The following is a 26,392-nucleotide window of genomic DNA, read 5'->3' as shown; positions in this document are numbered from 1 at the left end:
TCATCACAAGTAAACGGCTTAAGACTGCGGCACCACCTCCCGGCCAAGCACAGCCACCACGGCGTCCAGGCACTCCTCCTGCTGCAGGATATCGAAGTGGCCGGCCGTTACCGTTTGCACCTTGCGCAGTCGTGGTCGCTGACGCTCCAGGGTCGCGCGTTCGGCCGTCGGGTTGCCATCGGCCCACCAGCAATGCAGCTCGGCCTGCGGAATCGGCAAGGTCTCGACCTGTCGCGACAGCGCCTTCATCCGCGTGCTGACCATGAACGTCTGGGCCAACTCATCGGCACCGAGCAGCGCGTAGCCGCTGGCCTGATCGCTTTCGCTGTCGATCACCGCACGAATGATCCGCGCCACTGCCTCGTGGTCCCCCGTCGACTCGGTACTCAACACCCGGGCAATCACCTCGCCATCCATGCCCAAGGTTGCACCGAGGAACTCGGCCAGATCCGTGCGCCACTCATCCGGGCTGGCGACGGCATTGACCTGGGTCGGCACAAAGCTGTCCACCAGGCCGACAAACGCCACTCGCTGGCCCTGCTGTTCGAACAAGTCACTCACCATCAACGCCAACGCCCCGCCCAGCGACCAGCCCAGCACGTGGTACGGCCCCTGGGGTTGCCGGGCGCGGATCGCCTCGACGTAATCTTGGGCCATCTGCGAAAGCGAGCTGTCGTGCCACTGCCGGTCGAGCAGCATCCGGCATTGCACGCCGTACACCGTGCGCTCGCCATCCAGGCGTCGGGCCAATGGCTCGTAGTCGAACACCGTGCCAAAACCGGCGTGCAGGCAGAACAGCGGCGGCTGATCATTCACCACCTGGTTTAGCAGCAACAGCGGTTGCGGACTCTGTCGCAGCGGCTGTTCATCGACACCGGACAACCCGGCAATCGTCGGCTTGGCCATCATGTCCCGCAGTTTGAGCTGGAAGTCAGGCTCATTCAGGGCACGGACTTTCGAGATCACCTTGAGGGTGCGCAGCGAATCGCCGCCCAACTCGAAGAAGTTGTCGGTAATGCCAACCTTCTCGATGCCCAGCACCTGTTGCCAGATATCCGCCAGCGCCCATTCCAGCGGCGTGCGCGGCGCCACGTAGTCACGGCCGGTGAAGGCCGGGTCCGGCAAGGCCTTGCGATCGAGTTTGCCGTTGGGGGTCAACGGGAAGCGCGGCAGCACCACGACCTGCGTCGGCACCATGTAGTCGGGCAGGCTCTCGCGCAATGCTGCCTGGCAACGCGGGCCGAGGCCATCGTCTTGCGCCGCCACCACATAGCCTACCAATTGCGGCCCCTGACCGTTGTCACGCACCACCACCAGCGCATCGTTGACCCCGGCCTGCTCGCGCAAGCGGGCTTCGATTTCACCCAGTTCGATGCGGAAGCCGCGCACCTTGACCTGATGGTCGATACGCCCGACGTAATCGAACACGCCATCCTCGCGACGGCGCACCAGGTCGCCGGTGCGGTACAGGCGCCCGCCTTCAGTGCTGAAAGGATCGGCGACGAAACGCTCGGCGCTCTGCCACGGGTGGCGATGGTAGCCGCGCGCGACACCCCGTCCGCCGATGTACAACTCACCGACCACGCCCACCGGCAGCGGGTTGAGGTCCATGTCCAGTACGTGCAGGCTGCGGCTGCCGACGCGTTGACCAATCGGTGCATACATCGCCTGGCAATGGCCGTCGGCGGCGATTTTCCACAGCAGCGGCGTGACCACGGTTTCCGTCGGCCCATAGCCGTTGACCAGGAATTGCGGCTTGAGTGTGTGCTTGACCCGCTCGAAGGTGGCGTCCGGCACCGCGTCGCCACCGAAGCAATAGATGCGCACCGGCGGTGGATCGCCGCCCTGCAATTCGGCGTGCTCGGCCAGTTGCAGCAGGTACGCCGGCGGGAAGCAGGCGACGCTGATGCGCTGGCGGTGCAGCACCGCCAGGGTCTGCTCGGCGGTCCACAGATTGTTGTCGCGGATCACCAGGGTCGAGCCGCTGGTCAGCGCAGTGATCCAGCGTTCATGGGCGCCGTCGAAGGCGAACGACATGAAATGCAGCTCGCGATTATCCGGGTCCATCTCGTATAGCTCGGCGATGGCTTGCACGTGCATGCTCAAAGGCCCGTGGGCCACGGCGACGCTTTTCGGCTTGCCGGTGGAGCCCGAGGTGTAGATCAGGTAGGCCAGTTGCTCGGCGTGCACGGAACTCGATGGCACCGCCACATCGACGTCGAAGTTCAAGCGATCCACTGCGACCATCGCCGTGCCCGGATTGAGTTGCGCGCTATCGCACAGACGCTCCTGGGTCAGCAGCAAGCGCATGTCGCTGTCGGCCATCATGTAGCGCAGGCGTTCCTGCGGGTATTGCGGGTCCAGCGGCACGTAGGCCGCACCGCACTTCATCACCGCCAGCAGCGACACCACCAACTCCAGCGATCGCTCCATGAACACGCCGATCACGTCTTCGGTCTGCACGCCTTGCTCCAGCAGATGCACTGCCAGGGCATCGGAGCGACGGTCCAGCTCGGCATAACTCAACTGCTCGGCGTCGCGATCGGCATAACTGAGCACCAGTGCCGTGTGATCCGGTTGCAGTCGCGCACGCTGACGGATCAGTTCGTGCACTGGCGTCTCGTCACCCTCAGCCACCACCTGTGGTTCGCCGTCCAGCGCCCGGCCTTCGTCCAGGGTCAGCAGACCCAGCTCACCGACGGCGCGCCCGGCGTCGTCGCACAAGCGCTGCATCAGGCTTTCCATGTGGCTGCGCAGGATTTCCACGGTGGCCAGATCGAACTGATCGCGCTGGTGCATGTACTCGATGCGCAGCCCCTCGTCGAGGCTGACCATCAGGTCCATGGCGAAGCTGGTCAGGCCGAAATCGGAGACGTCCTCGAAGCGCAGGGAATCGCCGTTCCACTCGCGAAGGGTACGGTCCACCGGCTGGTTTTCGAACACGATGATGCTGTCGAACAACGACTGCCCGCCCTGCCCGGCCCAGCGCTGAATATCACTGAGCGGGGTTTGCTGGAAGTCGCGGATGTCGAGGTTATAGGCCTGGATCTCCCGCAGCCAGTCACCGACGTTCATGTCGGTCGGCACCGTATTGACCACCGGCAAGGTGTTGATGAACAGCCCGAGCATGTTCTCCGAGCCGTTGAGTGTTTCCGGACGCCCGGATACCGTGGCGCCGAAGGTCACCGTGCGCTGGCCGGTGTAGCGCTGCAACAGCAGCAACCACGCGGCTTGCACCAGGGTGTTGAGGGTCACTTGCTGTTGCTGGGCAAAGGCCTGCAACCCCGCGGTCTGCCCGACGCTCAGGTGCGTATAGATCGCGTGATAACCGGTTTGCGGCGCCTTGACCGGCAGTGCGCGGGCCAGGTGCGTGGCGCCTTCAAGGTTACTGAGTTTGCCTTTCCAGAACACCTCGCTGGCCTCGGCGACTTGCTGACCGAGCCAGTCGATGTAGTCGCGATAGGCGGCCACCGGCTCGTGCTCCTCGCCGCTGTAATGGCGCAGCACTTCACCGATCAGGCGCGACACGCTCCAGCCATCCATGAGGATGTGGTGGTAGGTCCAGATCAGGCGATAGCGGTCGTCTTCCAGGCGCACCAGCAACAGGCGCAACAGCGGTGCGCGGTTCAACGAGAAGCCGCGTTCGCGCTCCTCGAGGGCCAGTTGGCGGACGCGCTCAGGCTGATCATCGAGCCCGCGCCAGTCCAATTCAGTGAGCAGTGACGGCGCGTCACGCAGTACCACTTGCAGCGGTTCCTTGTCGCCTTCCCAGAGGAATGCGGTGCGCAGAATCCCGTGACGTTTGGCAGCATCCGCCCAGGCTGCACGGAAGCGCGCACCGTCGACGCCACGCACACCCACTTCGATCTGATTGACGTACAGCCCCGAGTCGCCGTCCTGCACCGAGTGGAACAGCATGCCCTGCTGCATCGGCGACAGCGGATAAACATCCTCGACTTCGTCCGCTGTCAGTTCCAGCGCCAGATACTGCGCGTCACTCAGTTCGATGTTCGCGGCCGGTGCAAACACCGTCTGTACCGTTTGATCTGCCGTGAGCGGTTGAGCGACCGTGGCCAGTTCGGCGATGGTCGGATGGCTGAACACATCTTTGGGCGAAATGCTCAACCCGGCCTTGCGTGCGCGACTGACAGCCTGGATCGAGACGATTGAATCGCCGCCCAGTTCGAAGAAGTTGTCGTGCATGCCAATCTGCGGCACTTCGAACAACGCCTGCCACACGGCTTGCAGCGTCTCTTCCACGGCACTGCGCGGCGCAACGTATTCGCGCACTTGCAGGTCCGGTTGCGGCAATGCGCGGCGGTCGAGCTTGCCGTTGGGCGTCACCGGCAACTGATCGAGCAGCAGCACGTGGCTCGGCTGCATGTGCTCGGGCAGCGCGTTGCGCAAGTGTTGCTTGAGTGGATCAACGGCAGCAGGACCTGTGACGTAAGCCACCAGTTGCTTGGACTTGCCAACGTCGAGGGCGATCACCACCGCCTCGCGCACCGATGGATGCTCCAGCAGGCAGGCCTCGATTTCCCCCAGCTCGATGCGCAAGCCGCGGATCTTCACTTGATGGTCGATGCGCCCGACGTATTCGATCACGCCGTCCTCGCGGTATCGAGCCAGGTCGCCGGTGCGGTACAGGCGCTCGCCCTGCTCACCGAACGGGCTGGCGACGAAGCGTTCGGCAGTCAGCTCCGGGCGGTTGTGATAACCACGAGCCAGGCCGATGCCGCCCAGGTACAGCTCACCAACGCAGCCCGCCACTTGCGGTTGCAGGCTGTCGTCGAGGATGTAGGTCACCAGGTTGGCAATCGGATAACCGATCGGCACGCTGAAGCCGCCGTCGTCGACACAAGTCCAGTGGGTCACGTCGATGGCCGCTTCGGTCGGGCCGTACAGGTTGTACAGGCCAACGTTGGGCAGCACGCGGAACAGGCTGTGCTGCAAGTCCGCCGACAGGGCTTCGCCGCTGCACATGACCTGCCGCAGGCTGGCGCAACGCTCGAAGCCTTCGCCCTGCACGAACGCCTGCAGCATCGACGGCACGAAATGCAGGGTGCTGACCTGGTACGGCTCGATCAGGCTGACCAGTTGCGCCGGATCGCGATGGGCACCCGGCTCGGCCACGGCCAGGCGTGCGCCGGTCATCAATGGCCAGAAAAACTCCCAGACCGACACGTCGAAACTGAACGGGGTTTTCTGCAAGACGGTGTCGCGCCCGTCCAGCGGATAGGCGCCCTGCATCCACGCCAAGCGGTTGTACAAGGCCTCATGGTGGTTGGCCGCGCCCTTGGGTTTGCCGGTGGAGCCGGAGGTGTAGATCATGTAGGCCAGCGATTGCAGCTCGACCACACAGGGCAGGTTTTCGTTGCTCAGGTCGTCCAGCAAACCGGCCATGTCATCGAGACAAATCGCCGTGGTGGCGGGCGGAATCGGCAACTGCTCAAGCAAATGACGCTGGGTCAGCAGCAGGTGTACGCCGCTGTCGTCGAACATGTGCTCCAGGCGTTCGCGCGGGTAGTCCGGGTCCAGCGGCACGTAGGCGCCACCGGCCTTCATGATCGCCAGCAGGCCAATCACCAGTTCCAGCGAACGCTCGGCGGCAATGCCCACCAGCACTTCGGCGCCGACGCCCTGGCTGCGCAGGTAGTGCGCCAGCCGGTTGGCCTGTCGATTGAGTTCGCGATAGCTGAGGGTCTGGCCGGCAAATACCAGGGCTGGGGCCTCCGGGGTTTGCAGCACCTGGGCTTCGAAGCACTGGTAAACCGGACGCACATCCGGCCAGGCCTGCGCGGTGCGGTTGAAGCCCTCGATCTGCTGCGCCGCTTGTGCGGCATCGAGCAGGTTCAAGCACCCCAATGGCAGTTGCGGCGCACTGACCATGGCATCGAGCAATGCAAGCAGACGTGTGCTCAAGCCTTCAATGGCTTCGGCGCTGAACAGCGCCGTGTCGTAGTTGAAACGCAAATCCAGGCATTCACCCAGCTCGGCGGCGATGGCCAGGGGGAAGCTGGTCTGGTCGTGGTTGCTGATGCCGGAGAACTTCAGCGCGCTGGCATTGCCCTCCTCCAGCGCCTGGGCCACCGGATAGTTTTCGAACACCAGCAGCGTGTCGAACAGCGCCTCGCCAGAGTGACCGGCCCAACGCTGTACATCCGCCAGCGGTGTGTATTCGACTTCACGCAACTTGAGGTTGAGCGCCTGGACTTCATCGATCCATTGGCTGACCGTGCGCTCGGGGTGCGGTGTGGCGATCACCGGCAAGGTGTTGATGAACAGACCGATCTGCTGCTCGATGCCTTGCAATTCGCTTGGACGCCCCGACACCGTGGCGCCGAACGCCACTGTTTGCTGCCCGGTGTAGCGCTGCAACAGCAACAGCCACGCCGCTTGCAGCACCGTGTTGGGCGTGACGCGGGCCTGACGGGCGAACCCGCTCAGGCGCTCGGTGGCTGTGCGGTCCAGGCTCAGGTGCAGGGTGCGATGAGCATCGCCCTGCCCGGCAACCGGCCCCGGCAAGGCGCCGGCCAGTCGGGTCGGTTCGGTGAACGACTGCAATTGCTCCAGCCAGAACGCTTCGCATGCGGCGCGATCGCGGGTGCCCAGCCAAGTCATGTAATCGCGATAACCGCCAACACTCGGCGCCGGCATGATTCCGCTATACCGCTGCAGCACTTCGCCGAACAACTGCGAAGTGCTCCAGCCGTCGAGCAGGATGTGGTGGTTGGTGAAGATCAGGTGATGGCGGTCATCGGCGGTCTGCACCAGGGTCAGGCGCAGCAACGGCGCCAGTGTCAGGTCGAAACCGCGCAGACGGTCGTCCTCGGCCAGGCGATCCAGCGCTCCGGTAACCTTGGGTTGATCGCGCCAGTCGAGCACGGTCAGCGGCAGCGTGGCGTCGGCCAGGATCACTTGCAACGGCCGCGAGCCGTTGCTTTCGCTGAAGAACGCCGCGCGCAGCACTTCATGGCGCTGCAGCGTCTGCTGCCAGGCATCGCGGAACGCCTCGACGTCGAGCCCCTGCACATCCACGCGCATCTGCGGGACGTAGGCCCCGGCATCCGGGGCGAACAGGCTGTGAAACAACATGCCTTGCTGCATCGGCGACAGCGGCAGGATGTCTTCGATCTGGCTGGCCGCCAGCGGCAAGGCATCCAGCTGCGCCTGATCGACGCGCACCAGTGGCACGTCGCTCGGGGTCAACCCGCCGGCACCGCTCAGGCAATGTTCGATCAGCCGTTGCAGCTCCAGGGCGTAGGCATCGGCCAGACGCTGCACGGTCTGCAGGTTGAACACGTCACCGCTGAAGGTCCAGCTCAGGCGCAGTTGCCCGGCATACACCTGACCGTTGATGCTCAGGCCCCGGTCCAGTTCGGCCGATGCGCCCTGCTCGGCGCCACCGCTTTCCCGGGCCGGACGCCACGGCGCCTGTTCGTCGAAACTGGCATCGAACTGGCCCATGTAGTTGAAGGTGACGTGCGGTGACGGCAGATCCTCAAGGCCGGCGTCCGCCAGATAGCGCAGGATGCCGAAGCCGATACCTTTGTCGGGCACGGCGCGCAGCTGTTCCTTGACTGCTTTGATGCTTGCAGCCAGATCGCCCGCCGGGGTGAGTTTCACCGGGAAGATCGAGGTGAACCAGCCCAGGGTGCGGGTCAGGTCGATGTCGTCGAACAGGTCTTCGCGGCCATGGCCTTCCAGTTTCACCAGCGTCGAAGTTTGACCTGTCCAGTTGCCCAACACCCGCGCCAGTGCCGTCAGCAACAGGTCGTTGACCTGGGTGCGGTAAGCCGCCGGGGCGTCCTGCAGCAGTTGGCGGGTCAATGTGCTGTCGAGCAACGTTTCCACGCTCACGGCATGCTGGCTGGTCAGGCTGCCTTGGGGGTTGTCGGCGGGCAGTTGCACCTGTACGTCGCGGTACTGGTCTTGCCAGTAACTGGCTTGGCTGGCCAATACAGCACTTTGCGCATGAGTTTGCAGGCGAGCGGCCCAGGCCTGGTAGGCGCTGGTTTTCGCTGGCAGACGCAGGGGTTGAGCTTGCCGCACTTGTTGATACGCGGTTTGCAAATCTTCCAGCAGCAATCGCCAGGACACGCCGTCCACCGCCAGGTGATGCACCACCAGCAGCAGGCGCTGGCCCGCCGCGCCCATGTCCACCAGCAAGGCGCGCAACAGCGGGCCGTCCTGCAGATTCAGGCTGGCTTGCGCGGCGTTGCACAGTTCAAGCAGTTCATCGGCATTGGCGGCCTGGCGCTGCCACAGCACCTCGGCGCTGTTCCACTGCTCGGCCTGGGCCTGTTGCCAGACGCCGTCGACATTACGCAACCGCAGACGCAACGCGTCGTGATGTTCTACCAGCGCGGCCAAGGCCTGTTGCAGGCTGTCGCTGTCCAGCGGCTCGCGCAGTTCCAGCAGCAGCGACTGGTTCCAGTGGTGACGGGCCTCGATGTCTTGCTCGAAGAACCAGTGCTGGATCGGCGTCAGCAGCACCTCGCCACGCACCGATCCCTGGTCGATGAGCAACCCGGCGCTGCGTACCGCGACCTTCGCCAGGCTCTGCACGGTCTGGTGCTGGAACAGGTCCCGCGGGGTGATGCGAATCCCGGCCTGACGCGCTCGGCTGACCACCTGGATCGAGATGATCGAGTCGCCGCCCAGTTCGAAGAAGTTGTCGTCGATGCCTACGCGCTCGAGCTTGAGCACGTCTTGCCAGATCGCCGCCAATTCGGTTTGCAGCTCATCCATCGGCGCCGTGTAGGCCTGCTGCGCCAGCGTTGCGTCGGGCTTGGGCAATGCAGCGCGATCGAGTTTGCCGTTGCCGGTCAGCGGCCATTGGTCGAGTTTGATCAGATGCGCCGGCACCATGTAGTCCGGCAAACCGGCCTGCAAATGTTCACGCAGGGAGTGGCGCAAATCGCTGTCGTCGCCGGTCGAGGTGAACCACGCGACCAATTGCGGGCTGCCATTGACCTGCGGTGCCAGGACCAGCGCCTGCTCGATGGCCGGATGGCTTTGCAGACGATCCTGGATTTCCCCCAGTTCGATGCGGAAACCACGGATCTTCACCTGATGGTCGATACGCCCGGCGTACTCGATGCTGCCATCGGCGCAATAACGCGCCAGATCGCCCGTGCGATACAGGCGCGCACCCGACTCGGCGGCAAACAGGTCCGGCACGAACCGCGTGGCGGTCAGATCGGGCCGCTGGTGATAACCGCGAGCAAGGCCGGCACCGCCGACATACAGCTCACCGACGCAGCCCTTGGCCACCGGGTTCAGGCGCGGGTCGAGCACGTACCAGCGCAGATCGCCGATCGGCTCCCCCAGCGGCGAGCTATTGGCGCCATCGAGGTCGGCGCGGGACAGCGGCCGGTAGGTCACATGCACGGTGGTTTCGGTGATGCCGTACATATTGATCAGCAACGGCTGCCGGTCGTCGAAGGCGTCATACCACGGACGCAGGCTGGCCACGTCCAGCGCCTCGCCACCGAACACCACATACCGCAGGGACATGTCTGGCGCATTGGCGCAGGCGAACGGCATCAACTGGCGAAAGGCCGAAGGGGTCTGGTTGAGTACCGTGACTCCCTCATCACTGAGCAAGCGGGCGAAGTCTTCCGGGGAGCGGCTGACCGCGTGGGGCACCACCACCAGCTTGCCGCCGTAGAACAACGCGCCAAAAATTTCCCACACGGAAAAGTCGAAGGCATAGGAGTGGAACAGGCTCCACACATCTTGCGCATTGAAACCGAACCAGTGCTCGGTGGCGCTGAACAGCCGCGTCAGGTTGCTGTGGGGCAGCAGCGTGCCTTTGGGTTTGCCGGTGGAACCGGAGGTGTAGATGACGTAGGCCAGGTTCGCTGGAGCGGTCAGGTTCGGCAGGTTGTCGGCACTGGCTTCAAGCAGCCAGTCGCTGGCGTGATCGAGGCAGATCACTTCAATGCCTTCGTTCAACGGCAGCTGTGGCAACAGCGCGGAATCGGTCAGCAACAGGCGCGTGCCGCTGTCGGCGAGCATCCAGGCCAGGCGGTCCTGCGGGTATTGCGGGTCCAGCGGCACGTAGGCGCCACCGGCCTTGAGGATCGCCAACAGGCTGACGATCATCTCCAGCGAACGCTCCAGGGCGATGCCCACCAACACATCGGGGCCGACGCCGCGCTCGCGCAGGCGATGGGCGATGCGGTTGGCGCTTCGGTTCAGTTCGGCGTAAGTGAGGGTGACGCCGTCGCAGGTCACGGCGATGTTGTTCGGGTGCGCGGCGGCCTGGGCTTCGATCAGTTGATGGGCACACAGCAGGTTCGCCTGATCGCTGTTCAACCCGGCAGTGCGATTCCAGTCGCGCAAGGTGGCCTGCTGCTCGGAGGCGTCGAGCATGCACAGGTCCGCCAAGGCAATCGTGCTGTCAGTGCAAATCGCCTGCAACAGGTTCAGCCAGTGCCGGCCGAGACGCTCAATGGTCGAGGCGTCGAACAGCTCAGTGGCGTAGACGAACGACGCGTGGATGCCCTCGTCGCCCTCGACGGTGTCGAGCATCAGATCGAACTTGGTGGTTTTCTCATCCCAGATCAGCGGTTCGACGCTCAGCCCCGGCAGGTCCCAGCGTTGCGGACCGCCACTGTCGCGCTGGTGGTTGAACATCACCTGGAACAGAGGCGTGTGGCTCAGGCTGCGCTCCACGCCCAGGCCATCGACCAGTTGCTCGAACGGCAGGTCCTGATGGGCCTGTGCGCCGAGCGCCGCGGCCTTGATCTCGGCCAGCAATTGCCCAAACGGCTGGTCGGCCCGTGGCTGGCTGCGCAACACCTGGGTATTGACGAAAAAGCCCAGCAGGTTTTCCACGTCCTGGCGGGTGCGGTTGGCAATCGGCACGCCGACACGAATGTCCTGCTCGCCGCTGTAGCGATGCAACAGTGTCTGCAACGCTGCCATCAGCACCATGAACAGGGTGCAGCCTTCGCGGCGGGCAAGATCACGCAGTTGGGCGGTCAACGCAGTGGAGATTTCCAGCTCGACGCTGGCACCCTGCTGGCTCGGGATCGCCGGGCGACGACGGTCGGTCGGCAGGTTCAGTGGCGGGTGTTCGCGGCCCAACTGCACGCGCCAGTAATCGAGCTGGCGTTCGGCCTCGCCGGCCTCCAGCCACAGGCGCTGCCAGCGGGCGAAGTCGGCGTACTGAATGCCCGGCTCCGGTAGTTGCGGGGCCTGCCCGGCGCTCAGTTGTGCATAGAGCCGGGTGAACTCCTGCAACAGGATCGGCAGCGAACCGCCGTCGGTGACAATGTGGTGGAAGGTCAGCACCAGCACATGTTGCTGCGCATCGAGGCGGATCAAGCGGCAGCGCATCAACGGACCGCTGTGCAGGTCGAACGGCTGCTCGGCGTTCAGGGCGATCTGCCGCTGCAGTTCGGCCTCGTCGCCAGCGCTGACTTCGAGCAGCGGCGCATCCATCCGTGGGTGAATCTTTTGCAGCACTTGCCGGTCGTCAAAAACGAAGGTAGTGCGCAGCACTTCGTGACGCTGCACCAGCGCGCTCAGGGTCTGCGCCAGCGCCTCAGGGTTGAGTTCGCCGCTCAGGCGGAAGGCACCGGTCAGGTTGTAGGCAGTGGCCTGGGGCTGCATCTGCCAGAGGAACCACAAGCGCTGCTGCGCGTAGGACGCCGGCAGCGTGTCGACGGCGCGGTCCCGTGGCGGGATCGGCAGCAGTTCCAGGGTCAGCCCCTGGGCATGCATCTTCTGTTGCAACGCGCGCCGGGCGTCCGCGCTCAAGCCGCAGAAACGCTGGGCCAGGGTCATCATTCTGTCCGGTGCAGCACTCATCGCGCGTGTTCCTCATCCACTTCGTCGAACAACGCTTCAAGGGCGTCTACATCGTTTTCTTTATGTTCACTGTGCTGACGGAACTGCTCGATCTGCGCCGCCAGGCGTTCCAGGGTGTCACCGTCGAAAAACAGCTTGAGCGGGATCGCCAGGTTCAGTTCTTCCTGAATCCGCGCACGAATGCGCGTGGCCAGCAGCGAGTGCCCGCCGAGTTCGAAAAAGTTGTCGTGCACGCCGACGCGTTCGACGTGCAGCGCTTCGGCCCAGATCGCCGCCAGTTTTTTTTCCAGGTCGTTGCGCGGCGCCACGAAGACGCTGCGGCGCACATCGAGATCGAGCAAGGCCTGGCGATTGAGTTTGCCGTTGGGCATCAACGGGAAGCGCTCCAGCACCTGCAAGCGCGCCGGTTGCAGGTGCTCGGGCAGTGCCTCGGCCAAGTGGCTGCGCAATTCGTTGAGGCGGATGTCGGCGGTGTCGGCCGGGGACACCACGAAGCCCAGCAATTGCGGGCCGGTCGGGGTTTCCCGGGCAATCACGGCGGCGTCCTCGATGCCCGGCGCGTTGCGCATGGCCGACTCGATTTCGCCCAGCTCAATGCGGAAACCGCGGATTTTCACCTGGTGATCGACCCGCCCCAGATACTCCAACACGCCATCGGCGCGATAGCGCGCCAGGTCGCCGGTGCGGTACAGGCGCTGGCCCGCCGGCTTTGCGAACAGGTCGGGGACAAAACGCTCGGCCGTCAGCGCGGCCCGTTGCAGATAACCTCGGGCAATGCCGGCCCCGCCGACATACAGCTCACCCTCGACGCCCACGGCCACCGGTTGCAAATCCGGGCCGAGCACGTGGATGCGCATGCCGGCAATCGGCTGGCCGATGGGAATGCTGTCGTCATCATCGCTGAGGGGCAACTCCCAGGCCGAACACCACACGGTGCCCTCGGTCGGGCCGTATTCGTTGACCAGCGCCACCTCCGGCAATGCCTCGCGATGTCGCTGTACCAGTGCGTTGCTGCAGGCTTCGCCAGCGACGATCACACAGGCCAGCGCCTGGCGGTCGAGGTGTTCGAGAATCTGTGCGTGGTACGACGGCAAGGTCAGGTAGTGGGAAATCTCCTCGCGCTGGATCAGCGCCGCCAGTTGCGCCGGATCCTTGTAGCTGTCTTCGTCCGGCAGGCACAGGGGCGCGCCCTGCCCCAACGCCCAGAAAACCCCGGCCACCGAGCTGTCGAAGGAGAATGACGAGAGCATCAGGAACCCGCGCAGCGGCTGTCGATAAAAGGCATTGCGCGCCAGGGTCGAGGCCACGGCGTTGGCATGGCTGATCATCACGCCCTTGGGTTTTCCGGTGGAACCGGAGGTGTAGATGACGTAGGCCAGATTGGCGCTGTCGCCTTGTGGCTCAGGCCGGGTTTGCGCGGCGGACCAGACTTCGGCCCCCGGCATCAGGGAAATTGTCCGCTCACCGGGCAATGCATCCGGCAGCGTTTGGCAGGCCAGCACATGGCGCGCGCCGGTATCGGCGAGCATGAACGCCAGACGCTCGATCGGGTAGTTCGGGTCCAACGGCAAGTACGCAGCGCCAGCCTTGAGCGTGCCCAACAGGGCGATGACCATTTCCAGGGAGCGCTGGCCGTAGACCGCAACAATTTCATCCGGGGTCACGCCTTGGCCGCGCAAGGCATTGGCCACCTGATTGGAGCGTGCATCCAGTTCGGCATAGCTCAGGCGCTGACCGTTGACGCTCAGGGCGATCCGTTGCGGATGCAGGCGCGCCTGTTCGCTGAACAGTTCTTGCAGGAAGCGGAACGGCAATGCCTGCTCGGTGGCGTTCGGGTTGAAGCCTTCGACCAATCGGGTCAGTTGTGCGTCATTGACCTGAGTCGCCTGAGCCAGGGTCATTTCGGGCGAACCCAGCAATTGGTGACTGAACTCGACAAACTGCTCCAGCCATTCAACCAGCATCGATTCGGGCAGCGCACCGTCAAAACACGACAACTGCAACTGATCGCCCTGCACTCGCAGGCGAAGGACTTCGGGGTTGCCGTCGTCCACCTCGATAGCGCTTTCAAGGGCGGCCTGATAGACGAAGCCGTAACGCAGCGGCGCGGTACCTTCGGCGCTCAGTTCGAATTCGTTGAGGCAATCGAGCCACGACAGCGACTGTTCGACGCTGGCGGCAAACGCCACCAACGCTTGTGCCAGTGTCTGCTGGCTGCGGTGCTCGAAGGCCACCGGCAAACGCCGGGCGAAGCGTCCGAGGGTGGCGACGGTTTGCTCGTTGCGCCCCTCCACCTGCCAGCCCATCAGCAGCTTTTCCTGGTGGCCGATGCGTGCAACGAATGCAGTCCACAGCAAAAGCGCCAATTGCTCTGCCTCAATGCCCGTTTCGGCAGCGACCCGTTGCACGCCAGCAGGCCATGGGGCGTCAATCAATGTTGCCTGACGACGAACCAGAGTGACTTCGACAGCTTTTTCGAACGGCACGCGATGAGCCACGACGAACTGCGATTGCAGGTTGCGCCAGAACGCCGCGCCCTGGTGGCCGATGTCCTCTTCGCACAGTTCTTCCTGCCATGCGCTGTAGTCCAGGTATTGCAGCGCGTCCTCGTCGTCGACCAGGGTTTCACCACGCAACAGGCTGCCAAGTTCACTCGCCAGCACCCGCAGCGATGCCTCGTCGATGCTGCATGCCGGGGTCAGCAGGGTGATGAAAGACTGCCCTGCCTCGTCTTCAACCTGCGCCACCACCAGCGCCTGATTCGAATCTTCAACCATGACTTCACGGCTGCGGCTCAAGGCACCGGCCACTGAAGGCTGGTTACCCGGAAGGGTGAGCGGCAACCCATCGCACAGGCTCTGCACCGGCCACTTCATGCCCGGCAGACGACGGTACAGCGTGCGCAGGATTTCATGGCGCTGACTGAGTGTTTCCAGTGCCCTGCGCAATGCCTGGGCGTCCACTGGCCGGGCGACCGGCAACGTCAGCGCGGCGAACAGCGGTCGTGCGCCCAGCTCCTGGGCCCGCAAATAAAAGGCCTGCTGGGCCGAAGTCTGGAATACGTCTACCGAAGGTTCGAGGGCGGTGGTGTTCATGTCGGGGGTCCTTATTCCTGATCCAGGTCGGCGCTTTTCTGCGCGATGGCCATGGCCGTGAGGATTTTTCTGTAGCCGGTGAATTCGTTGCGCGCATGCACGCTGAGGATGTTGTCGAGCAGGACCACGTCGCCCTTCTCCCAGGCGAACTCGACCATCACCTCGCGGTAGATGCCTTGCAGGTGACGAATCACGTCCTCGGGAATCGGCGAGCCGTCGCCGAAGAAGGTGTTTTGCGGCAAATCTTGCGGGCCGAATTCACGCAGCAGGTTGTCGCGGATGCTGTCCGGCAGGGTCAGTGCGTTGAAGAAGGTGCCGTGGTTGAACCAGATGCGCTCGCCGGTCAGTGGATGGCGCACGATGGCCGGGCCGTTCTGCCGCGTGCGCAGGCGGTTGCCCGGCTTCCATTCGGCCTGGATGCCGATTTTGGCGCAGTAGGCCTCGACTTCGCTGCGATCCTCGCTCTGGAACACGGTCTGCCATGGCAGGCCCATGCCGTCGCCGTAGTTGCGCACGTACATGATGCGTTTGCGGGCAAACTCTTCGCGCACCGCCGGGTCGATCCTCGCGAGGATCCGGCGGGTATCGCCGAAGGGTGTTTCACCACCGGTGGTCGACGGCGTGTCGCAGTAGAAATACAGGTGACGCGGGAACACCGGTGAATACGAGTGCTCGTTGTGCGGGAAGATTTTCTCCGGCGCCGGGTAATCGGTGGAGCTGTAGATCTTGAACTGGCCGCTGATCTGGGTCCGTGGCGAGGCGCGGAACAGGTACTCCAGGGCGCCGCCGGAAATCCCGTCGACGCAGCGGTTGAACTCGCCGATATCAGCCACCTGGAAGCCACGGAACAGGATCACCGCGTGTTCCAGCAGCTTGCTTTCGATCAGCACGCGATTCTGGGTCGCCCATTCCACCAGGCTCACGCCGGACACGGCCGGACGGCACACCAGCGGCATGCTGAGGCCTTCGAACATCGGCGCAAAACTCACCAGCCGCGTCGGATCGGTGGACAGGCTCTTGCGGGCACCACGACCCATCTTGGGAATGGACTTGGTCGTTGAAACGGTCATAAACCCCTCCAGAAAATGTTGACGGCGGCGCTCAAAGGCGCCGCCGACTGAATCAGTCCGCCGCGGATTGCGTTACCGGTGCGCCACGGTTCGCCGAGCGGCGCTTGATCGCCATGGCGCCGCCGAGCAACGCCTTGCGTTGCTCGCTCAAGCGCGCATCGGCACGGCGTTGCACATCGGCGGCCAGGTCCAGCAACTCACCGACCTGCACTCCGTCAGCGCGTATCAGCGCCTGGAGTACCGCCCGGATCTGTTCGAACAAACACTCCAGCGTGCTCGGCAGGTACTGGCCCACCGGCGTTTCGAAACTCAGGTGAATGTGCTCGGCATCGTTGTAGAACGCGGCGACCATGCCGATCTCGGCGGCCTGGCGCCCGGACGGGAAGTCCTCGACCTCCAGGCCCTCCATCGACGACAAGCGACCGACGCCTTCCTGGTAGATCAGCTTGATGTCGAACAGCGGCGAACGGCCGGCCCGGCGCGGCAAGCGCAAGGCTTCCACCAGACGCTCGAACGGCAGGTCCTGATGGTCCGAAGCCTCCAGCACCGCCCGGCGACAGGCCTCCAGCAACTGCGCCGCCGACTGCTCGGCATCGACCTCCACTTGCAGTACTAATTGGTTAACGAAGAAGCCGACCATTTCTTCAAGCTCGGCTTGATTTCGGTTGGCGATATCGGTGCCGATACGCACCCGACTGACCTCGGTACGCTGGCGCAGGACGAGGGTGAAACCGGCCAGCAGCAGCATGAACAGCGACAGATCGCGCTGTTGGGCAAAGTCGCGCACCTGCTGGCTGAGTTCGGCGCTGAAGGTGAAATGAGCACTGGCGCCTTCTTGCGCCGTGCGCCGGTCGCCATCGGCGGGCAACTCGAGCACCGCTTGTGGCTCGGCAAGGCGCTGCTGCCAGTAGTCGAGTTGGCGCTGCAACTCGCCGCCCTGCTCCAGCCACTGGCGCTGCCATTTGGCGAAGTCGGCGTACTGCACGCTGTGCGCCGACAGTTGCGGGGTCTGGCCACGGTTGAGGGTTGGATAAAGCCTGACGAACTCATTGATCAGGACGCGGAACGACCAGTCATCGGCGACGATGTGGTGCACCGTCAGCAACAGCACATGTTCGTCATCCGCGACCCGCAGCACCCGCACCCGCAGCAACGGACCGTGGCGCAGGTCGAATGGCCGGGCGACCTCCTCGCGGGCCAGTTGCTGCGCTTCGACGTCCGGCGCCGGTCGATGCCGCAGGTCGCTGGCCTCGAAGCTCAACGGCAATTGTCCGTGCACCCGCTGCCAGGCCTGGCCGTCTTCTTCGTAAAAGGTGGTGCGCAACACGGCATGACGTTGCACCAGGGTTTCGAAGGTTCGGCGCAGGGCATCGAGGTTCAGTTCGCCGCGCAGGCGCAAGGCACCCGGCATGTTGTACATCGAACTGTCCGGCTCCAGGTTCCACAGGAACCACAAGCGCTGCTGGGCAAAGGACAACGGCTGGCGTTCGCCAGAGGTATCCGCCACCAGCGCCGGGCGCTCACAGCTGTGTTGCAGCGCCTGCACCTGAGCGGCGAAATCCTCGAGGCGCGGGTGTTCGAACAGGCTGCGCAAACTCACCGAAAGGCCCAGGCGCTGGCGGATCTGCGAGACGATTTGTGTCGCCAGCAACGAGTGCCCGCCCAGTTCGAAGAAGCTGTTTTCGCGGTCGACGCGACTGACCTGCAACACCTGCCGCCAGATCTGCGCCAGTTCGATTTCCAGTGCGCCTTGCGGGGCGCTGCCGACGTCGGCCTCCCAGACCTGCGGGGCCGGCAACGCGGCGCGGTCGAGTTTGCCGTTGCGGTTGAGCGGCAACGCGGCCAGCAACACCAGTTGCGCCGGCAGCATGTACTCCGGCAGGCGCTCGCCCAGGGCGCGGCGCACGGTGTCGGTGAGTTGACGCGCATCAGCGTCCAGCAGTTCATCTGAAGCCGGCACCACATAGCCGATCAATTGCTTGCCGCCAACGCCTTCGTGCACCAGCACCGCGGCTTCGCTGATCATCGGCAAGCCTTGCAGATGCGCTTCCAGTTCACCCAACTCAACCCGGAAACCACGGATTTTCACTTGATGATCGATGCGTCCCAGGTACTCCAGCGCACCGTCCTCGCGATAGCGCGCCAGGTCGCCGCTGCGGTAAAGCCGCGCCCCCTGCGTGCTGGAAAACGGATCGGCGATGAAGCGCTCGGCGCTCAAGCCCGGTCGCTGGTGATAACACTGGGCAAGGCCGGCGTCGCCGCCGATGCACAATTCGCCGACGCAACCGGTCGGCAGCAGGTGGCCTTCGCTGTCCAGCACATACAGCGCACGCCCCGGCAGGGCTTTGCCGATGGGCACGCCAATGTGATTGCGGGTATCGGCCAGTGTGCATTCGTGGGTACTGGACACCACCGTGGCTTCGGTTGGCCCGTAGGTGTTGAGCAGGCGCACATCGCCCAGGCCGGCGGCGTGCCACAGCTTCAAACCTTCCAGCGACATGGCTTCGCCACCGACGTGGACCTGACGCAAACGCCCCTTGTCCTGCTGCGGGTGCGCGGCCCACTCCTGAGACAGCAGGAACCAGTAGGCCGCCGGCAAATCCGCCAGGGTCACGCCATGCTCGATGATCTGGCGATAGAGGGTGTCGGTGTCCCACAGTTCATCGCCGCGCATCACCAGCGCCGCGCCCACGCACAATGGCGGGTAGCACTGCTCGACAAAGCCGTCGAAGCTGAACGTTGCGAATTGCAGCACGCGGTCTTGCGGGGTGAGTTGTGAATAGTGCGCCGCGATCACGCAAAACTCGCGCAGTGCGGCATGGGCCAGGCACACGCCTTTCGGGCGTCCGGTGGAGCCGGAGGTGTAGATCAGATAGGCCAGGTCTTCGGCGCTGACGAGGTTGATCAGGTTGTCGGTGGAATACCCGGTGTCTGCACCCGGCTCCAGCGCCAGGCGCGGCAAACCTTGTGGCAGCGCTACATCGGCCAGCAGGCCCGGTTGCGCCAGCAGCAGGTCCATGCCGCTGTCTTCGATCATGTAGGCCAGGCGCTCGGCCGGGTAATCCGGGTCCAGCGGCACATAACCGGCGCCGGACTTGAGGATCGCCATCAGGCTGACGATCATCTGCCCATTGCGCCGCACCGACAGGCCCACCCGCTGCCCCGGCGCCACGCCCTGGGCACGCAGGCGATGGGCGAGCTGGTTGGCTTGCGCATTGAGCTGGGCGTAGGTCAGGCGCTCGTCACCGACCATCACCGCCAGCGCATCGGGGGTGCGTGCCGCTTGTTGCTCAAACCGCTGATGAGCCAACAACGGGCTATCGATTGGCGGCGCCGGCGGACGGGAACACGCCAGCACCATTGCTTGCGCCTGTGCATCCAGCAAGCTGACCGCGCCCAATGCCTGTTGTGGCTGTGCGACGAACTGCTCCAGCACCTGCAACAGGCTGGCGCCCAACTGGCTGATCTGCGCGGCACTGAACCGGGTTCGGTCGAAACTGAAATCCAGGCGCAGGCTGGCGCCGACTTCGATGCCCAGGGTCAGCGGGTAACTGGTGATTTCGTGATTGTGCAGCGCACCGAAGGTCAGGCCCGCCGGCGCCCCTTGCTTGAGGGCTTCGGCCACCGGGAAGTTCTCGAACACCAGCAGGCTGTCGAACAGCGCCCCCTGTTGCCCGGCCCAGCCCTGAATGTCGTACAGCGGCACGTGTTCGAACTCGCGCAGGCTCAGGTTCAGGGCTTGCAGGTCGTTGAGCCACTGGGCCACCGACTGCCCCGCTTGCGGCGCGGCGATGATCGGCAAAGTGTTGATGAACAGCCCCAACTGCTGCTCTATGCCCGGCAGCGGCGCGGAGCGTCCGGCAATCGTTGCGCCAAACGCCACACAGGACTGGCCCGTGTAGCGTTGCAACAGCAGGCCCCAGGCGCCTTGCAGCAAGGTGTTGAGGGTGATTTTCTGCTGGCGGGCAAAATCGCTCAGGCGCTGTAGCGCGGCGCTTTCAAGGGTCAATTGATGTTCACCCATGCCGTACCCATGGGCAGGCGTCGGCAAGGCTTGCGCCAGCAGCGTCGGCGTTTCCAGCGGCGCCAGCGCCTGTCTCCAGAACTGTTCGGCGGCCAGCAGCGGCTGCTGTTGAATCCAGCCCAGATAGTCGCGGTATTGCCCCAACGGCCTGGCCAACGTCTGGCCGGCATAGTGCTGGATCACTTCGCCGAGCAACTGGGCGTTGCTCCAGCCGTCCATGAGGATGTGATGGCTGGTATGGATCAGGTGCCAGCCTTCACTGCCCCGACGCACCAGCAGCAGGCGGAACAATGGCGCGGCGCTGAGTTCGAAGCCACGGCTGCGCTCCTCGGCGGCCAGTGCATCGAGATCGATGTCGGCTGCTTCGATCACTTGCAGTTGCAGGTCGATCTGGCGATGAATCACCTGATGCGCGCACTCAAGCCCCAGCCAGTGGAAGCTGCTGCGCAGGATGTCGTGTCGGTTGATCGCCGTTTGCCAGGCCCGGCCGAACGCGGCCAGTTCCAGGCCCTGGATGTCCAGGCGCAATTGATTGATGTAGGCCTCGGCCTGGGGTTCGTACAGGGTGTGGAACAGCATGCCCTGTTGCATCGGCGTCAGCGGGTAAACGTCCTCGATGGCCGGCGCCGCAACAGGCAAGGCATCGAGTTGTGCCTGGATGATGCGCGCCAGCGGGAAGTCCGACGGCGTAACCTGGCCTGGCGCTGTCGCGCAGCAATGTTCGATCAGTGTCTTGAGTTCTTCGGTGTAGGCATCGGCCAGTCGCTGCACCGTGGACTCGGCAAACATGTCACGGCTGAAGCCCCATTGCAGCGAGAGCTGCCCGCCATAGACCTGGCCCTCCACGGTCAGCCAGTTGGCCAGCGGTGCATCGTCGCCCTGAGCCTGGCCGCCGCTTTCCGGGGCCGGGACGAACAGCGCGGCGTCGTCGAACTGACGATCGAACTGCCCCAGGTAGTTGAAGGTGATCCGTGGCGCCGGCAAGTCTTGCAGGGCCTGGCGCTGCGCCGGTTCGCCCAGATAGCGCAGCAGTCCATAGCCCAGGCCTTTGCCGGGAATGGCGCGCAGTTGCTCCTTGATCGACTTGATCGAATTTACCATCCCGGCCTCGGGTTGCAGGCGCAGCGGAAACAGGCTGGTGAACCAGCCGACGGTGCGGCTCAGGTCGAGGTCGTCGGACAGGTCTTCGCGGCCGTGGCCTTCCAGCTGGATCAGCGTCGAGCCCTGCCCGCTCCAGCGGCAGATGACCCGCGCCAGCGCCGTGAGCAACAGATCATTGACCTGGGTGCGATAGGCCGCCGGGGCCTGTTGCAGCAACTGGCGGGTCAGTTCGGCATCCAGTTTCGATTCGATCTTGTGCCCGTGGCGCTGCTGCAAGCTGCCCCGGGGGGTGTCGCACGGCAGGTCCCGGGCATCCGCCAGTTGCGCCTGCCAGTACGGCATTTGCCCAGGCAAGGTGCCGGCATGCTGTTGCACATGCGCGGCCCAGGCTTGATAGGCGCTGGTTTTCTCGGGCAGCGCCACTTGCCGGTAAGCCTGTTGCAAGTCTTCGAGCAACACCCGCCATGACACCCCGTCCACCGCCAAATGATGAACCACCAGCAACAGGCGCTGACTGCCATCGTCGAGGCTGATCAGCAAGGCACGCAGCAGCGGCCCGCTTGCCAGATCGAGGCTGCGTTGCGCTTCATCGCACAGGGCGGTCAAGGCTTCGGTCGAAGACGCCCGACGTTGCCACAATCCAGCTGATTCGACTGGCGCTGCGTGGCGCTGCTGCCAGCCTTCGGCACCGTCGATGAAGCGCAGGCGCAAGGCGTCGTGGTGGTTGATGACGGTGACCAACGCCCGTTCCAGCGCTTGCGGATTCAGCACTTCCCGGGGCGTCAGCAGCAGCGACTGGTTCCAGTGCTGACGCTGGGCGATGGCCTGTTCGAAGAAGTAATGCTGTGCCGGGGTCAGGATCACCTCGCCACTGACCGGGCCTTGATCGACAGTGCTGCGGCTGTCGAACGCCGCGACCAGCGCCAGGCTACGCACGGTCTGGTACTGGAACAGATCCCGCGGGCTGAGGCGAATGCCCGCCTGGCGGGCACGGCTGACCACCTGGATGGAAATGATCGAGTCGCCGCCGAGCTCGAAGAAATTGTCTTCGAGGCCCACAGGTTCTGCGCCCAATACGTTCTGCCAGATCTGCGCCAGCGCGATCTGCATCGCATCTTGTGGCGCAACGAACACCTGCTGCGGCGTGGCGTCGGGCGGCGGCAAAGCCTTGCGGTCGAGCTTGCCGTTGGCGGTCACCGGCAAGGCGTCCAGCGGCATCAGGTAGGTGGGCACCATGTATTCCGGCAGGCTGTCGAGCAGCCAGGCCTTGAGGGTTTGTGGCCACTGCGGGTCGGCACTGGCGTTTTCCAGCACCAGATACGCCACCAGATGCTTGCCGCCCTGTACCAGCACCACGGCCTCACGCACCAACGCATGCTGCATCAGCCGGGTTTCGATTTCCCCCAGTTCGATGCGCAGGCCGCGCAATTTTACTTGATGGTCGAGGCGCCCGAGGTATTCGATCACCCCATCGGCGCGCTGCCGCACGCGGTCGCCGGTGCGGTACAAGCGCGCACCGTCATGGAAGGGGCACGGCACAAAACGCTCGGCGCTGAGCGCCGGACGCCGGTGATAACTGCGCGCCAGCCCGGCGCCACCGAGGTACAACTCCCCCGCCACGCCGGCCGGAACCGGCAGTAATTGTGCATCCAGCACATGGGTGCGCAGGTTGGCGATGGGCCGGCCGATGGGCACGCTGTCGGCGCCTTCGTCGATGCAGGTCCAGTGGGTGACGTCGATGGCCGCCTCGGTCGGGCCGTAAAGGTTGTACAACCCGGCACCCGGCAGCTTTTTGAACACCTGCAATTGGGCATCCAGCGGCAAGGCTTCACCGCTGCAGACGATGCGCTTGAGACCGGTGCACACCTCGACACCCGGCTCGTGGATGAACGCCTGGAGCATCGACGGCACAAAGTGCAGCGTACTGATGCAGTGGTCACCGATCAGGCGGATCAACCGCGCCGGTTCACGATGCGCCCCCGGTGGCGCCACCACCAGGCGCGCGCCGGTCATCAGCGGCCAGAAGAATTCCCACACCGACACATCGAAACTGAACGGGGTCTTCTGCAACACCGAGTCGCTGCCATCCAGCCGGTAAGCCTGCTGCATCCAGCACAAGCGGTTGACCAGCGCCGCGTGACTGTTGCCAGCGCCTTTGGGCTTGCCGGTGGAGCCGGAGGTGTAGATCACATAGGCCAGGTTCAGTGGATGCACTTCAACTGGCGGGCAGGACTCGCTGTAGCCGTCGAGCCAGTCTTGCTCCTGATCCAGGGCGATGACCTTGACGCCTTCGGTGGGCAGTGCGCCGAGTAAAGTGCTTTGGGTGAGCAGCAAGCCAATCGCACTGTCTTCGATCATGTAGGCCAGGCGTTCAGCCGGGTATTCCGGATCCAGCGGTACGTAGGCACCACCGGCCTTGTGAATCGCCAGCAGGCCGATGACCAACTCCAGTGAACGCTCGACACAGATCCCCACCAGCACATCCGGGCCGACACCCTGCTCGCGCAAGTAGTGCGCCAGTTGATTGCTGCGGGCGTCGAGTTGCGCGTAGCTGAGCTGACGATCGCCAAACACCAGTGCCGGCGCGCCGGGGGTGCGTTCGGCCTGGGCCTGGATCAACTGATGCATGCACTGCTCGACCGGATAGATCTCGGCGGTGCGGTTCCAGTCCTGCACCAGCACTTGCTGCTCATCCGCCGTCAGCATCGGCAACTCGCCGATTTTTTGCGTCGAGTCGTCGACTATCGCCTGCAACAGGCGCGTCCAGTGCCGGGCCATGCGCGCGATGGTATCGGCCTCGAACAGGTCGCTGGCGTAGGTCAGCGCGGCGTGCAGCTTGCCGCCCTTCTCCCAGGTGTCGAGGGTCAGGTCGAACTGGGTGGTGCGGCTTTGCCAGTCGATGCTGCCCAGCTCCAGGCCGGACGCAGTGCTGACCGAGGCCATGTCGGCCACATGCGGCTGGTGGTTGTACATCACCTGGAACAGCGGCGTGTGGCTGAGGCTGCGCTCCAGTTTCAGCGCTTCGACCAGGCGTTCGAACGGCAGGTCCTGATGGGCCTGGGCGCCAAGGGCGGTTTCCTTGATGGCGCGCAGCAGGTCGTCGACCCGGGTCTGGCCGTCCAGTTGGGTACGCAGCACCTGGGTGTTGACGAAGAAGCCGATCAAGCCTTCGATTTCCGCGCGGTTGCGGTTGGCGATGGGCACGCCGACGCGGATGTCGGTTTGCCCGGTGTAGCGATGCAGTAAAGTGTTGAAAGCGCCGAGCAACAACATGAACAGGGTGATGTTGTGCTTCTGTGCGGTGCTGCGCAGTTGCTCGGCCAGTTGCGCCTGGACCGCGAATTCGTAGCGGGTACCACGATAGCTCGGCATCGCCGGGCGCGAATGATCCAGCGGCAGTTCCAGCACAGGATGTTCATCGCCCAATTGCGACTGCCAGTACGCCAGTTGCCGCGCCTGCTCGCCCGCCTCCAGCCAGCGGCGCTGCCACAGGGCGTAGTCGCTGTACTGGATAGGCAGCGGCGTCAGCTGCGGTTGCGTGCCGGCATCGAAGGCGTCGTAGCAGCGGATGAATTCGTCGATCAGCACGTTCATCGACCAGCCGTCGGAGACGATGTGGTGCAGGGTCAGTAACAGCACGTGCTCTTGTCCTGCGAGCTTGAGCAAGGTGACCCGCAGCAGCGGACCGGTCGACAGATCGAACGGCAGTACCGATTGCTGTTCGGCGGTTTCAGCCACGGCACGTTCGCGCTCCTCGGCGGGCAGTGCGCTGAAATCCACCTGCTCGATGACCAGCGGCGCGGTGGCCGGGACTTGCAACAGGCTGTCATCGGCCTGACGGGCGAACACCGTGCGCAGGGTTTCATGCCGCGCCACCAGGCTGGCGAACGCCTGTTCCAGCGCCGACAGGTTCAGGCACCCGATCAGCCGCACCGCGCCCGGCAGATTGTAGGCACCGCTGCGGGGATCCAGTTGCCAGAGAAACCACATGCGTTGCTGGGCGTACGACAGCGCCTGGCGATCCTCAGCCTCGATGCTGGCCGGAATCGGAAAACGGGCGAAATCCACGCCCTCCTTGTGCAAGGCCGCAAGGAACATTTGACGCTTTTCCAGGGGCAACCCGATAAACCGGCGAGCGAGTTTCAAGGAGTCTTCAGCATTCATCTATCGGCATCCGCATCAGTAGGCAGCAGGCGCAAGGGCGCGTCGTCCCTATAAAACGAATGCAGGCGGGAAAAATTAGCGGATGGGAACAAGTATCAGGGGGCGGTAGAGCGCGGGTTACAAGAACATCACCCCCCCTTGTGGGAGCGGGCTTGCTCGCGAAGGCGGTGTGTCAGGCGCCATGTATTTGACTGACGCACCGCTTTCGCGAGCAAGCCCGCTCCCACAAGGGATCGGGTGAAATTTGGGAGTGGTGTTAACCCACGGCAGCCATGGAATGCCGCCGATGATGCACCTCAAGCTGATCCTTGATCACCCGCAGCACCTTCGCTTCCTGCTCATGGATGAAGAAGTGCCCGCCAGCCAGCATGTCCACCGAAAAACTGCCACGGGTTTCCTGGCTCCAGCCGATCAACTGTTCGGCGGTGGCGCGGTCGGTCTTGCCGCCGAGCACGTGCACCGGGCACCTGAGCAACGGGCGCTGCACCGGCTCGAAACGCCCGCAAAGCAGGAAGTCCGCGCGCAGCACCGGCAGGGTCAGGCTCATCAACTCTTCATTGGCCAGGATCTCTTCGCTGGTGCCGTTGAGGGTGCGCAATTGCTCGATCAGTTCGGCGTCGGTTTTCGGCTCGGCATACTGACGGTCGTAATCGGCGCGAAGCGTCGGTGCGGCGGTGCCCGAGGCGAACAGCGCCACCGGTTCCGGGCAACCCAGCGAGCGAAACGCATGGGCCATCTCGCAGGCCAGCAGCGCCCCCATGCTGTGGCCGAACAACGCATACGGCGCCTTGAGCGTGGCTTTCTGTTCCTGGGCCAGTTGCAGCGCCAGACGGCGCATGTCGGTGTGCAAGTGCTCACCGTAGCGCGCGCCCCGCCCCGGAAGCTCCACCGGTTGCAGCTTGAGCCACTCCGGCAGTTTTCGCCGCCAACGGCTATAGACCATGGCACTCGCGCCCGAATAGGGCAGGCACAGCAATGTCAGCGGGGTCACCGGGCTTTCCTCGAAAGTTATCTGTAAAGAGAACGGATGAGGTGTAGCCGGAATTAGTCGCAGACCCAATTGTGGGAGCGGGCTTGCTCGCGAAGGCGTCGTGTCATGCAACATTGATGTCGAC

The 26,392-nt window shown here is 64.2% G+C and carries 4 protein-coding genes and 2 pseudogenes; all 6 read right to left on the bottom strand.

What is annotated here, in order from left to right:
• Positions 1 to 18 precede the first annotated feature (18 nt).
• Positions 19 to 4,191, bottom strand: a pseudogene (locus KGB29_RS28890) (amino acid adenylation domain-containing protein); the annotation flags it as partial.
• Between the two features lie 147 nt (positions 4,192 to 4,338).
• Positions 4,339 to 11,736, bottom strand: a pseudogene (locus KGB29_RS28885) (amino acid adenylation domain-containing protein); the annotation flags it as partial.
• Positions 11,737 to 11,819: 83 nt separating this feature from the next.
• Positions 11,820 to 14,918: a non-ribosomal peptide synthetase gene (locus KGB29_RS12585; RefSeq protein ID WP_223616444.1), complete on the bottom strand. Its 3,099-nt coding sequence runs from the start codon at positions 14,916 to 14,918 to the stop codon at positions 11,820 to 11,822.
• Between the two features lie 11 nt (positions 14,919 to 14,929).
• Positions 14,930 to 15,988: a TauD/TfdA family dioxygenase gene (locus KGB29_RS12580; RefSeq protein WP_218544044.1), complete on the bottom strand. Its 1,059-nt coding sequence runs from the start codon at positions 15,986 to 15,988 to the stop codon at positions 14,930 to 14,932.
• 52 nt (positions 15,989 to 16,040) lie between these two features.
• A complete protein-coding gene (locus KGB29_RS12575) occupies positions 16,041 to 25,277 on the bottom strand; it encodes a non-ribosomal peptide synthetase (RefSeq protein ID WP_223616443.1) in 9,237 nt (3,078 codons plus the stop codon).
• A 256-nt stretch (positions 25,278 to 25,533) separates the two neighbouring features.
• A complete protein-coding gene (locus KGB29_RS12570) occupies positions 25,534 to 26,268 on the bottom strand; it encodes a thioesterase II family protein (protein WP_150814765.1) in 735 nt (244 codons plus the stop codon).
• Between the last annotated feature and the right edge of the window lie 124 nt (positions 26,269 to 26,392).

Source organism: Pseudomonas sp. BF-B-30 (assembly GCF_019956305.1).
GTDB classification, from domain to species: domain Bacteria; phylum Pseudomonadota; class Gammaproteobacteria; order Pseudomonadales; family Pseudomonadaceae; genus Aquipseudomonas; species Aquipseudomonas jessenii.
Note: the sequence above shows the minus strand (reverse complement) of the source record. Positions and strands in the feature narration are given on the sequence as shown.